Annotated in this window: 11 protein-coding genes; all 11 read right to left on the bottom strand. The window is 39.4% G+C overall.

What is annotated here, in order from left to right; genetic code table 11:
- Nucleotides 1-98 precede the first annotated feature (98 nt).
- Complete coding sequence (locus tag Q0X77_RS07610; protein WP_297795428.1) at nt 99-704, bottom strand: DinB family protein; 606 nt, start codon at nt 702-704, stop codon at nt 99-101.
- A 226-nt stretch (nt 705-930) separates the two neighbouring features.
- Nucleotides 931-1,527, bottom strand: coding sequence for a hypothetical protein (locus Q0X77_RS07605; protein ID WP_297795426.1), 597 nt, complete (start codon nt 1,525-1,527; stop codon nt 931-933).
- A gap of 131 nt (nt 1,528-1,658) precedes the next feature.
- A complete protein-coding gene (locus tag Q0X77_RS07600; protein WP_297795423.1) occupies nt 1,659-3,209 on the bottom strand; it encodes an SLC13 family permease in 1,551 nt (516 codons plus the stop codon).
- A gap of 57 nt (nt 3,210-3,266) precedes the next feature.
- Nucleotides 3,267-4,808 (bottom strand): GMC family oxidoreductase, encoded by a 1,542-nt coding sequence (locus tag Q0X77_RS07595; RefSeq protein WP_297795420.1) that lies wholly within the window; start codon nt 4,806-4,808, stop codon nt 3,267-3,269.
- Nucleotides 4,809-4,813: 5 nt separating this feature from the next.
- Complete coding sequence (locus Q0X77_RS07590; RefSeq protein ID WP_297795418.1) at nt 4,814-5,191, bottom strand: hypothetical protein; 378 nt, start codon at nt 5,189-5,191, stop codon at nt 4,814-4,816.
- Nucleotides 5,192-5,339: 148 nt separating this feature from the next.
- Nucleotides 5,340-7,508 carry a molybdopterin cofactor-binding domain-containing protein gene (locus Q0X77_RS07585; RefSeq protein WP_297795414.1) on the bottom strand — a complete coding sequence of 723 codons (2,169 nt, stop codon included), beginning with the start codon at nt 7,506-7,508 and terminating at the stop codon, nt 5,340-5,342.
- A gap of 34 nt (nt 7,509-7,542) precedes the next feature.
- Complete coding sequence (locus tag Q0X77_RS07580; protein ID WP_297795411.1) at nt 7,543-8,016, bottom strand: (2Fe-2S)-binding protein; 474 nt, start codon at nt 8,014-8,016, stop codon at nt 7,543-7,545.
- Nucleotides 8,017-8,084: 68 nt separating this feature from the next.
- On the bottom strand, nt 8,085-8,816 hold the full coding sequence (locus tag Q0X77_RS07575; protein WP_297795408.1) for a glutamine amidotransferase: 732 nt from the start codon (nt 8,814-8,816) through the stop codon (nt 8,085-8,087).
- 80 nt (nt 8,817-8,896) lie between these two features.
- Entirely contained in the window at nt 8,897-9,787 is an 891-nt protein-coding gene (locus tag Q0X77_RS07570) for an SMP-30/gluconolactonase/LRE family protein (RefSeq protein ID WP_297795405.1), read from the bottom strand.
- 27 nt (nt 9,788-9,814) lie between these two features.
- Complete coding sequence (locus Q0X77_RS07565) at nt 9,815-11,464, bottom strand: amidohydrolase family protein (RefSeq protein WP_297795403.1); 1,650 nt, start codon at nt 11,462-11,464, stop codon at nt 9,815-9,817.
- 48 nt (nt 11,465-11,512) lie between these two features.
- On the bottom strand, nt 11,513-12,871 hold the full coding sequence (locus tag Q0X77_RS07560) for an Nramp family divalent metal transporter (protein ID WP_297795400.1): 1,359 nt from the start codon (nt 12,869-12,871) through the stop codon (nt 11,513-11,515).
- Nucleotides 12,872-12,896: the final 25 nt, after the last annotated feature.

The following is a 12,896-nucleotide window of genomic DNA, read 5'->3' as shown; positions in this document are numbered from 1 at the left end:
CGCTCTAAAAATAAGCAATAACACTGAAATCAATATACCCTCAAGCAACTAAATAGCAAGAGGGTATAAGGGCGATATTTTTTAAACAGTTCCTGGATTTATTCTTTGGGAAAATTCTGATCAGCTTTAACTTCTTCCATTTGTTGAACATGTCTTTCTGTATGACCAGACATGAATAATATCAGTTGATAGGCATCCAAGGTTCCAAAGGGAGACTGACCATAATGATTTCTCAGATCATCTTCAGTAGTTTCCATGTAAACGATGTGTTCTACTCGTTTTGTCTTAAAGGCATTCAAGGTTTCCTCAAAAGATCCGAATTTCCCGGATGGCTCAAATGGTTCAGAAGTTTTTACTTTGGTATCCCGGTTAGTAATCATGGCCAGAACTTCGTCATCTGTCATTTTCACTTCTGCCCTTCTGGAGGGATCAGCAGGTGTTTTTAAGGATTCCTTAAGCATTTGGTCGAAAGCATTTTCAGATATAGCCAGGTGTTCAACGCATTCCGAGATGGACCATGATTCCGGACTGCTTTTGAAATTCAACTGTTCCTCACTTAGATTATTTATAGTTTCTAGTACACGAGCTTGTGTTTTAATCAGGGCAAGAGCTCCTCTTAATCTTTCCTGATCTGTAAGTTTAGTGCTGGACTGATTAAAACTAAGCAGTAATAGGGCGATAAGCGGTAGAAGAATTCTTTTCATTTTATTATTCTTTTAGGTTATTAATTTTATCATTAATCTTACAATTAGAATGAACTATCAGAGACTTCTTTTGAAATGGTAATAGATCTTAAAAAAGATACGAAGAATATTGTAGTAAAAGCCTTTGGATTCTATAAATTGTTGACAAATAGTCTTCAGATCTATCAAATTATTTCAGAGGAACAGAAAACATCTAAAATATTCCATAATCTTAAGCTTCTCAAGATTAGTCTGAAGTTCGAATACCCCTGAAGAAACTAATTTTGGAATCAATAGGGTTACCTGAAGCTCTTCTCAAAACTACAATCTGTCCGCAGTGCCATACCGCATCTTCAATAGGTCCGTTTATCTGATTCCAAAAAGGATTCTCAAATGTGCCAGACTTTGACTTAAATATTACCTGATGTTCACTTAGGTCTTCTGCGGTTATAAAAATTTCACTGGCCTTTTTCAGATTTAATAAGGTGCGCTTTCGTTTTTCCTCGAATGCTAAAGCGCCCTCTTTTGGCATCGTCCTGTCATTTACTTCCTTAATCGCCGAATTGTATATAACCTTAGAAAGCCCGTAGATATGATCTATGGTTTCTTCAATGGTTCTGTTAGTTTCTGAAGGTTTGTAATCAAGGTCATTTGCCGTTAGCCTTTCCGTTGCCCAATAGTATCTGAATCCCAGGCCGTCTATCATTCGTGCTACTACGGTTCCTGCTGTATAAGAATCGGGATGAGAAGGAATCTGATAGTAAGGCAAATCACGGGACCCCGTGTTCTGAGCATTTATAATAGTTGTCAAAAAAATAGCCATAAGGATCATTTTTAGTTTCATATGTTTCTTTTCAGTAATTTATATTGAAGTTATAGTTCGTTCCTAAAACCACATTTTGGTTTAAACCTGTGATGGATTACCAATATAAAATGATATTTTTCATTGTACATATGTTTTAGGCAAAGTAATTACTAATTATCTATTTGTGCCCACTCTGGAAAAGCACCTTCTGCGATATCAAAAATAAAGGTACCGAAATAATATGTTATTATGGACACCAAAATTATCCCAATTATATTTAGGAAAAAGCCAGTTTTGGCCATCTGAATTACCGAAATTCGTTTACTGCCAAAAACGATTGCGTTGGGAGGGGTGGCTACCGGCAACATAAATGCGAGGGATCCTGCTATGGTAGCCGGAAGCATAAAAAGTAATGGATTGGTTTCGATACTCACTGCGAGTCCTGCAAGAATGGGCAATAGGGTTTCAACTGTGGCGGTATTGGAGGTGATTTCTGTTAAAAAGGTAACCAGGAAACAAATGCACAGGATTAATACCAGAGGATGCAAGCCACTTAGCCATTCCAATTGATGTCCAAACCACATGGATAAACCAGATTCTTTAAATCCACTTGCCAGGGCAAAGCCACCGCCAAAGAGTAAAATTATTTCCCATGGAATCTCTTCTGCAGCCTTCCAGTCCATTAGAAATGTCCCGGGTTGTGTTTTAGAAGGTATCATAAAAAGGACAACTGCAACAAAGATGGCTACGGTACCGTCATTAAAAAATTGCGGATAATTAAACCAGTTTGACCAACCGGGGATTGCTACTTCTCCTATGACAATATCTGCCCTGAAGAACCAGAGGAATGCCAGGGCTGCAAAAGCTATTAACAGTACTTTCTCCTCGAAGTTTTTCTTACCCAATTTTTCATAATCATTTAGAATCTCACCTTTACTAAGACTTTTCCAATTCTTTTTTCTCTTAACGAAAATCAGGTATAAGTAACCGAATAAAACCAAGAAAAGAACCAACGAAATAGGAAAGGCATAAAAAAACCAGGTTGCAAATGAAATCTCCGGAGCATTTGGGAAGTAGATATAGAATATTCGGGCGAATGAAAGGTTTGGCGGGGTACCCACCAGGGTGGCAATTCCTCCAATAGAAGCGCTGTAGGCAATGCAAAGAAGAAGTCCTACTGCAAAGTGTTTAACCAAATCTTTTCCATTTATTTCCTCCAATTTTGTGATTATAGATATTAGAATTGGTACCATGAGCATTGCTGTAGCGGTATTTGATATCCACATTGAAAGGAATGCTGTTGCGAACATAAAGCCTAATAAAATTCTGCCGGGACTACTGCCTATTATTCTGAGAATCTTTAACGCTATTCGTTTGTGCAACCCCCATTTTTGAATGGCGAGGGCAACCAGAAATCCTCCAATAAATAAAAATATTACATGATTAAAATAAGTGGACGAAACTTCACGTCCATTCATAATTCCCAGGGCAGGAAATAGAACAATAGGCAGCAGGGAAGTTATGGCAAGGGGAATAACTTCGGTAATCCACCAAAGTGCCATCAATACCGCAACGGCCAGTGTGTTTGTAACGGCTGGATTGTTAGGGTCTAATTCTACAAAAAATATGATGTAGGCTGAGATAAATGGAGCTATAGCGGACAGGGCATATCGTGCTGATTTACCAGGATTTTCAGTGATAAATTTTCTGCCGGTTGGCATGAGTTTAGCTTTTAAGCTAATTTACAATTTTGATAGGTCAATAGTTAAATTCCTGCCTTAAAACTTGCTATGTTTTAAATGATTTGATAGTCTTAATGACAAAGCTACAAGAGTCAAAGTTGGATTTGGAGCTCCGGCAGTGGCAAAGCAGCCAGAACCTGCTAAAAACAGATTATTGATACCATGAACTTTGCAATTTGCGTCTACTACCCCTTTATTGGGGTCTGTACTCATTCTGGTGGTTCCCATATGATGCCAGCCTCCACCTAAATGAGCAGGCATGATATTGTCGTTCTCTTCCCAAAGGAATTCCTCTACTTTTATTCTTCCAATTCTTGCCTTACCTATTTGTTCACCCAGAATGTGATACATACTTCTGATACTATATTTATCCAAATTGGTTAATTCCCAATTTAATTGGGGACGTGGTACGCCCAAGGCATCCAGTTCATCCGAAAGCATTACTCTAGAATTAGGGTTAGGTGCCTGTTCCATTCGCGTATATAATTCAAAAGCCCTATTCCCGTCATCATCTTTCCTGCTAGTGTTTTTCTCTCTGGATTCTCTGAAATTAGCCACCAATTTATCGAAGGATTTCCTTGGATCTTCATTATTCCATAGGTCTATAAGAGGGGTTTGTTTACTTGCGATTTCGAGGGCGGTTAGAGAGGCAGAACCATTTAGAATTCCATATTCTTTTTGAATAGCCTCGGTTATTGCCAATTCTGCCCTGGGATTTCGCGTGTCAAAATCGAAGGTGTATAATCGGGTAGATAGAGGATTTTTTAGCCATAATTCTGCCGATTTAACTTCCAAATGTTCCATAAAATACCGGCCAACAACATCCCTGTCATTACCTATCCCATTTTTGGATTGCCCTCTTGAGGCCAGCAATATCCTGGCATTTTGAATGGCGCCGCAGGCCAAAACAAACTTTTTGGCCCTTACTACATGAGATTTTCCCTCATGATTCTTTACTTCGACTTCCCTAATTTGGTTAACCTTTTCATTAGCTCTAATATTGGTAAGGTTACAATAAGTGTACAGATGAATATTTGGAGAACTAATAATGGGTTCCCTATATTTTTTTCCAAAGCGGGTAGGGGGACTAAATTGCCACATTTTTGACCTTATAACACTTTCGTCCAAAGGAAAAGGAATAAAGTCGGGGTACCTATCCTGCCAAAAATTAAGGGTGTAATTATATGCATCTAATTCCAGTAGTTTTTGAGCTTCACCATAAAAAGGAATTAGTTCGTTAAGAGTAATTGGCCAACCACTATCAGGCACCCAACTTCTTTCTTTAAAATCTATCGGGTCCAATGGGGAACACATTCCTCCCCAATGGCCGGTTGTACCTCCGAATAAATGCAACCTGCAGGACCGTAACGGATAATACCTTTGACCCGTATTCGTTCCGGTATAGAGATCCTGAATTTTATTGTCATATTCAAAACCCCCACCCTCCAGAAGGATTACTTTTTTCTTACTATTGTTCCAATCAAGTGCCATACTAATGCCTGCCGCACCAGCACCAACAATACAAAGATCACCTTCAATTATGGTGTTGTTATCAAGCTTTCTGGCGTCTACATGCATAAACTCTAATTTGATTCGGAAATTGATAAAAGGGCACATTGCCTGGCTTCAGTAATAGAAATTAACCAGCCGTCAATAAGAATTATTTTGCCCGAACTAAAGTCTTCTGTCACCTTGTTTCTCAAGCCAATTTTCAAATTAGTATTGTGAATTTCCGCATCTTTACGTAACAGTTCTTCCAAATATTCCTTATTATTTTCACCGGTTAACTTCCGATACCTGGTTCCAATTTTTATCAAAGTCTTTCGATTGCAGATTTCAGAGAGATCTGAAGGCATACTCAGCTCTTTTATGGTAACGGACTTAAGTTTATAATACCAAATGGAAACTAAGCTTATAAACAAACCTAAAATGGATAATAACAGGAACTTTCTTCTTTTCATTAAGGCATTTTAGTATGAACTACTCTATGAGGGGCTATGTTTTGAGGTATTCAAAACCTCCTATATAAATCTATTACAACCTAATACTAAAGGTACTAAAAATGACGGGGTAACTGCTATTTAAAATAAACTTATAGCCTAATTAGAATCAGGAATTTAAGGCGTTTAGCACCCTTTCAGGAGTGAAAGGAAGATGTCTGAGTCGTTTACCGGTTAATTTAAGGAAGGCGTTGGCAATTGCACAGGCAACCAGGGGTGTGCCGGACTCACCAACTCCTCGGGGCGGCTCAGGAGAATCAATAATTGCAGTTTCTATTGTATCCGGAATATCTGACATTCGCAGTATTTGGTAATCATTGAAGTTAGTCTGTTGTACCCGTCCGTCTACAATAGTAAGTTGTTCTTTAAGTACACTACTAATTCCCATTAGTATACCACCTTCCAATTGTGCCTTAACGTTATCGGGCTGTATTACGATTCCGGCATCATTGGCACTCCAAAAACGGTGTACCTTTATTTTACCTGTTTTTCTATCTACAGAAATTTCACAAACTCCTGTGCTGAGCGTTCCGCTTCGCTCCAAAAAAGCAATTCCCTTGGCACGGTCATTGGTAATTGTTGAACCCCAATCAGACATGGATATGGCTTTTTCCAAAGTGGCAAGGGCTCTTGGTGTTTTAGCCAATAAACTCCTTCTAAAATCTGCAGGATCTCTCTTGAAATACGCAGCCATTTCATCGATCATACATTCTATCGCAAATTTATTGGGAGAATGGCCAACCGAGCGCCAGTGTTTTAACCGGATACCTTCGGAAACTTCGCGCCATTCTGCATATTTATTGGGAATATCATAGTAATCAATTCGGATACCACTAGCGACCAAATTACCGCCATCTCCAACCACGCAATGAGAAAAACCTGTTATATTCCCTTCATTATCCGCTGTGGCAAGTAATCGTTGCAAAGTTAATGGTCTATAGGCACCATAACTGACATCATCCTCACGTGTCCAGATTAATTTAACCGGTTTGGGAGCAACTTCCTTTGCTAAACCGGCACCTTCCAACACAAAATCTGTCATACTCCTCCTGCCGAAACCACCGCCTAAATACTGGAGATTAATCTTTACATTTTCATTTGGTATGCCAAGGTATCCGGGAACTCCAAGTTTAGAATCAAATCCTTGCTGACTTCCAACCCAAACCTCGGCTGAGTTGCCATCTGCCCCGACCTGCACTACTGCATTAAGCGGTTCCATCTGGGCGTGATAGACATAGTCGTTTTTAAAATCAATTTGAAATGTTTTAGCTGCTGATTTGAGTGCCTTTTGAAAATCCCCTTCATTTGTAATCACCTTACCTTCTAATTTCTCCGAGGCTGTTTTTTCATATTTTTTATAACTGTCCTGAGAATTGAACCCGCTTGCAGGGGCCTCACTCCAGGAAATGTTTAAGAGTTTTTTAGCGGCAAGGGCCTGCTCTAATGTTTCTGCAATTATGCCAATGGAATAATCAAAAGGTACCAGTTTTATCACTCCTTCTAAGGCGAGGATTTCAGATTCATTAGTCAGAGTTGGCTTTGCGCCATGGAGATTACCGCGTTCCAACACTCCATAGAGCATATCGGGCAATTGAATATCAATGGCAAATTGGGCAGTTCCCATTACTTTTTCAGGAATATCTACCCTGGGCTGATCAAGTCCTATAAACCGATAATCCTTAGGATCCTTAAGCTCTGATTCCTGAAATTCAGGGAGCTCATCGGGCATCTCCAAATAGGGGACAAGTTCTCCAAATCCAATACTTTTGTTATCCCGTTTGTTAATTACTTCACCATTGGCGGTACTTAGCCCCTCTACATTTACCTTCCAGTACCTGGCAGCGCTATGCATTAAAATATATCGGGCCTGAGCCCCGGCCTGTCTCATTATCGGAAAGTATCCAGCGGTAACCTGACTACCTGCGCTCAACATTACTTTTTTGTTCGGGTTCCATCTCTCTGAGCCATAAATTTCAGATACCTGAGGAGAAAACTCAACAGAAACCATGGACCAATCCGCATCCATTTCTTCAGCAAAGATTGCGGGCAATGAGGTCATGGATCCCTGACCCATTTCTGCAGCAGGATTATAAATGGTAATCCTGCCGTCTTCGGCTAAATTAACCCATGCAGTTAGTTGATGTTTTTTTAGAAGTTTTTTTACCTCCTTTTCGTTTTTACACGAGACCATATGTGGCAATAGGCCGGAAACACCTATAAATAGGGCAACTCCACTTGAAGTTTTAAGAAATTCTCTTCTGCTTACCGCCTTATTCATTGTTTTACAAAAAGGTTTTATTATTTAAAAAGATTTATGTTTTTACCGATTTTTTCCCGGCTGCTATTTCTATGGCTTTAATAATTCTCAGATATGTTCCGCAACGGCATAGATTTCCGTTCATATAGGCTTTTATTTTTTCTTTGGATGGATTTGGGGTTTCTTTTAAAAGAGCCGCCGCTTGCATAATCTGGCCCGTTTGGCAATATCCGCACTGTGGTGCTTGTACCTCTATCCAGGCCTTTTGAACTGGATGCTCCCCATTTTCGGATAAGCCTTCAATTGTCGTAATTTTTTGATCTTTATTCAAACTTCCAAGGGTTAGTGAACATGCCCTCATCGGTTTGTCATCCACATGAATTGTGCAAGCACCACAAAGTGCAATTCCACATCCATATTTTGTGCCTGTCAGTCTAAGATGTTCCCTTAGGATCCACAATAATGAGGTGTCCTTATTAAGATCCACTTCATATGTTTTGTTATTAATATTTAAAGATTGAAAAGCCATACTTGCTTAATAAATGGATAGGCTTAAATTACTTAAAAAATCTTACTTATAAGAACTTATCTATTTTTTTAGGCTCTGTATCTATCAACAAATCGACTCAGGATTATTTTCGGAACCGGAGTGTTTGTTTCTTTAAGAGCCTCTATAAGATTTTCGGCTTCTTCTGGTTTGAAGTAGCCGGCATATTTATAAATCTTGATTCTCAGTATAAATTCGTCTGCATCGGCTTCCGGATGAAACTGTGTGGCATATAAGTTCTTTTTGACCCGAAACATCTGCACCGGACAAGGCTCTGAAGTAACCAGGAGTACGGCCCCGGGTGGAACATCGTCGCAGGCTTCTTTATGTCCAACAAAAGCCGAGAATTTTTTTGGTAGTCCCCTTAAAAGGGGATCATTAATTCCTTCATCTGTTACTGTAACTTCAACACTTTGTAAAGGTTCAGCATATTTATTTGTTATAGTTGCTCCGCAGTACCGGCCCAATAGTCCATTTCCCGAACAGGCTCCAAGAAATGGAAAATCCTGTGGAACCAGTTTATCAAAAAGTTTCTCAAAAAAAAGTTCAACATTCTTTTGAACCACACTTTTTTTTTCTTCCGGGATACCGACATCAAAAGGGCTGCCTCCGGCAATTATAGCAGCGTAGTTATCCAGGTCAATTTCCTCAATATTACCTTGTTCTACTCTAATGCGATGGACTTCTTCATAGGATAATCCCGCAACCCGCAAAATAGCTTCAAACTCACTATCTGAAGCTTCAGTTTCCGGCCTTAATTGGAGAATTAGAAATTTTTTCAAGGAAATTAATTTTATGCTTGTATATATTGATATTGGCCTATTTCTTCTTTGTTTAAAATGACATAGTACGCAGCCTTAAACTAATAGCGCACCCCGTTTACATTCATTTCCAGTGTGTATACCGAATTCATAGCAGTAATAAACAGGATATGCTCATCGGGTCCTCCGAAGGTAACATTTGCCGTCCATTTTTGGGGAACAGGGATTTGTAGTATTTCTTTCCCCTTTTTATTAAAAACCGTTACTCCATTTCCGGTAAGATAAATATTGCCCTGATTGTCAATGGTCATGCCATCTGAGCCCATTTCGGCAAAGAGTACTTTGTTGCTGAGGTCACCGTTTTCTAAGATAGTAAATTTATATGTTTTTTTATCACCTATGTCGGCGATATATATCATTTTACCATCCGCGGTTCCTATGATTCCATTGGGTTGCACCATGTCATCGGCTACAATGCGTATTTCATTCAGGTCAGGAGACAAGTAGTAAACACATTCTTTTTCAATCTCTTTTTCTGTGCGTTCCCAATAGGGCCTTTGATAATAAGGGTCCGTAAAGTAAATACCTCCCTTTGCATCTACCCAGAGGTCATTGGGGCCATTGAGTTTTTTACCCTTAAACTGGTCAATTAAAACAGTTGGATTTTTTGACTTATCTATGCTCCAAAGTTCAAATTTTTCATCAGCGCAAGCCAATAGATTTCCATCATTATCAAAGAAAAGTCCATTAGCTCTTCCCGCATTTTCCATATAAACTGAAACCGAATTCTCTGAAGCAGACCATTTTAGAATTTTGTTATTAGGCTGATCCGTGAAATATACGTCTCCATTGCTATCAGCAGCAGGACCTTCTGTAAATTTATAATTAGAAGCCACCAAAGTAAGTTCAGCCCCATCAGCAATAAGTTCTTGCTTTTGGGCTACAGTTCCGAAAGAAATAAACAGAATAAGGAATACACTTAAATAGTTCATCTTTTGTTTTGAATATATTAATTAGAATTAATTTCCCGTCCATCCCGGTCCTCGAACTACCCTGCCCGGAAATGCACCTGTATGTTCTTCATCTTTAAGTACCTGGATACCATTTACAAAGACATGTTTCATCCCCGTAGCATATTGATGCGGTTTGGAGAAGGTAGCATTAGCTTTTATTGTATTGGCATCAAAAATTACTACATCGGCATAATATCCTTCTTTTAATGCACCTCGTTTTTTAAGTTTTAGATTTGTCGCCGGGAGCGTAGTAAGTTTATAAATAGCTTCTTCCAAAGAAATAACTTTTTCATCGCGAACGAAGTGACCCAATAAACGCGCGAAGGACCCATAAGCCCTTGGATGCGTACTTTGTTCTAAGAAAACCCCTTCATTGGTATATGAACCTGCATCAGAACAAATAGCCATATAGGGAAGGGCCAATTTCTTTTTTATATTTTCTTCGGACATGGAAAAGTATACTACCTGAATCCTGCTATCATCTTCTTCAATTAAGTCGACCACTGTTTCAGCAGGAGATTTGGATCTATCCTCAGCTATTTCGGCAAGGGTTTTACCTATTAAGTGCCTCATTTCCTTATTTCTGAAACCAACCAATAGAATCTTTTCAGGGGGTACATGAAATTTTATTTCCTCTATCATCTGCTTCCTTTTGGCCTTTTGAGCCATTAATTCCATGGTCATACTATGGCCCCCTTCCTTGGCCCAGGAAGGCAATAAAATATTAAGACCGGTAGAACTGGCGTTATACATGTACATATCGGTTGTTATGGGAAGTCCTGCTTTCCGTGCGTTATTTACTAATTGTATTGCACTATCCAGCAAATGCCAGTTGGCCGTACCGGAGGCCTTAAAATGATAGATTTCAGAACGGATATCTGCTTCTTTGGAAATCGTAATTAATTCCTGTACTGCCTCTAAAAGGTTTTCTTCTTCATCTCTGATATGTGAGACGTACATACCATCATAGTCTGAAGCAACTTTGGCTAATTCAATAATTTCGTCTGTTTTTGCATGTCCGCTTGGTACGTAAATCAATGAAGTTGAAAGCCCAACAGCCCCTTCCTCCATTGCCTGTTTGGTTAGTTCCTTCATTTTTTCGAGTTCTTCCGAATTGGGCGGTCGGTTCTCATAATTCATCACATATTCCCGCAATGTTCCATTACCAACAAAAGACGCCACATTGGTAGAGATACCTTTATTTTGCAGAAAATCCAGATATTCTCCCAGGGTGGCCCAACTAATGTCATAGGTTATATTTTGTTGGTTCTTTTTCATTTGCTGTTTCATATGTTCATTTAAGGGGCCCATTGAACGTCCTTCCCCCATAACTTCAAGTGTTACGCCTTGTCTGATATCGCCCTGTGATCTGCCGTCTTCTATTAGGGAGACATTGGCCCAGCTAAGCATATTAATAAACCCGGGAGCCACGGTAAGTCCGGTTGCATCTATTTCCTGCGCCCCAACAGCTTTTTTAAGATCTCCGAGGGCAACTATAGTGTCCGAATTAATAGCGATGTCCCCCTTATACGAAGAATCACCAGATCCGTCCATAATGGTACCGTTTCTGATTATTAAATCATAGGGCTCCTGGCTCTCACAACCGATAAACAAGCTAATTACTATAAAAGCTAATACAATTGGTTTCCAACTCATAATATACATTTTATTCACTTTAATAGGTTTTATTTATTCCAGCGTTCCTTAGCTAAATAATTTTATAATTCCCAAAATTCCTACACCAAAAATACTCAGGATGCTAATCCATAATGTAAGATCATAAAAAAATCCCGGTTTAAATAATGGTTCTACCCTAAAATATCTAAAATAGAAGACGGCATAGACCACTAGAAAAAGTAAAAATGAGCCGACTATACCTCCGGTAAGCACCATCAGAACAGGTAGTTTAATAAAGACAAAAAGTAATGCCCATAATAAGGGTATAAGCCAGGCCAGGGCTGCAATTGTCTTTTTACGTTGTTCGAAGTTAGAAAAACGTATCAATCCAATCTCCCCAAAAATATCTGTTATCTGTCTTGTCCAGGCCGCCAGGGCTGCAAACAAAGTAGAGAACAAAGTGATAAAAGCACCAATAAGAAAGGCTGATTTTGCATGAGGTCCCAAGGATTCCGTATACATGGATGAAAGTGTCTCCACCATACCATATCCTTCAGGGACAAAACCCTGTGCATGAAGTACAGCTGCACCGAGCAAATAGAACGCAGCAGTGACAGCGGTGTAGATACACATGGCAATTATAGCATCTAATTTCATAACTTTCAACCACCCCCGGGCTCTAATCCTCCATGCTTCAGAATTATCATTCTTGCCGGTAAAAGCGGCATAGCCCTTTTCAAGGCACCAGTAATTGTAGTGTATTATTTCATCACCTCCTACTCCTGTAATGCCAAAGGCCCCAATAGCAGTTGCTAAGGCTTCTTTTGGTAGTTTAAACTGAAGTCCGCTCCAGATGCTATCAAAAGATATCTGAAAAGGAGTGAATTTCAGAAAATAAAGTGAAGCAAAAGTAAAAATGGTAAAGAATCCAATCATTATAAGCGAAAATTTCTCAATAAAAGAGTAATAACCACGATAAACCATTAGGGCTACTATTATAGCAATACCAAAACAAAAGAAGGGCACACCTATTCCGGGGATAGCCATGTTTAATATTATGGCCACCCCACCCACAATACCTCCAACCTGTAAAAGTTTAACGATCATAACTGCCAATACAGTCCAGACAGACCACTTGGCTTTACCAAAAACAGGACCGGGTAGTTTATTAAAAGCCTGCATGGCCGTTTCCCCGGTAAGGATAGTATGTTTTCCAAACTCTAATTGTACAGCTACTTTTACGATACAGCTTACGATTATCACCCAAAATGTAATGAACCCGGCTTCTGCACCTAAAGTTGTTGTGGCTATTAATTCCCCTGAACCTACAATGGAGGCAGATAGTATAAAGCTTGGCCCCAGAAATTTTAGGCGTCCCCCGAAGGTCAATGGAGGATCTTTGATTTTGTCAGAAGACAATAAATAGGGATCTTTAGTTTTGGTCATGGCTAATCAGATCTGCAAATAAAAG

It is taken from the genome of uncultured Eudoraea sp., from assembly GCF_947258925.1.
Taxonomy (GTDB): Bacteria; Bacteroidota; Bacteroidia; order Flavobacteriales; family Flavobacteriaceae; genus Eudoraea.
Note: the sequence above shows the minus strand (reverse complement) of the source record. Positions and strands in the feature narration are given on the sequence as shown.

Excerpts from the sequence above, each read along its gene's own strand:
- Q0X77_RS07570 (WP_297795405.1), bottom strand. The coding sequence starts at position 9,787 with ATGAACTATTTAAGTGTATTCCTTATTCTGTTTATTTCTTTCGGAACT.
- Q0X77_RS07565 (WP_297795403.1), bottom strand. The coding sequence starts at position 11,464 with ATGAGTTGGAAACCAATTGTATTAGCTTTTATAGTAATTAGCTTGTTT.
- Q0X77_RS07605 (WP_297795426.1), bottom strand. The coding sequence starts at position 1,527 with ATGAAACTAAAAATGATCCTTATGGCTATTTTTTTGACAACTATTATA.
- Q0X77_RS07610 (WP_297795428.1), bottom strand. The coding sequence starts at position 704 with ATGAAAAGAATTCTTCTACCGCTTATCGCCCTATTACTGCTTAGTTTT.
- Q0X77_RS07590 (WP_297795418.1), bottom strand. The coding sequence starts at position 5,191 with ATGAAAAGAAGAAAGTTCCTGTTATTATCCATTTTAGGTTTGTTTATA.
- Q0X77_RS07580 (WP_297795411.1), bottom strand. The coding sequence starts at position 8,016 with ATGGCTTTTCAATCTTTAAATATTAATAACAAAACATATGAAGTGGAT.
- Q0X77_RS07600 (WP_297795423.1), bottom strand. The coding sequence starts at position 3,209 with ATGCCAACCGGCAGAAAATTTATCACTGAAAATCCTGGTAAATCAGCA.
- Q0X77_RS07595 (WP_297795420.1), bottom strand. The coding sequence starts at position 4,808 with ATGCATGTAGACGCCAGAAAGCTTGATAACAACACCATAATTGAAGGT.
- Q0X77_RS07585 (WP_297795414.1), bottom strand. The coding sequence starts at position 7,508 with ATGAATAAGGCGGTAAGCAGAAGAGAATTTCTTAAAACTTCAAGTGGA.
- Q0X77_RS07560 (WP_297795400.1), bottom strand. The coding sequence starts at position 12,871 with ATGACCAAAACTAAAGATCCCTATTTATTGTCTTCTGACAAAATCAAA.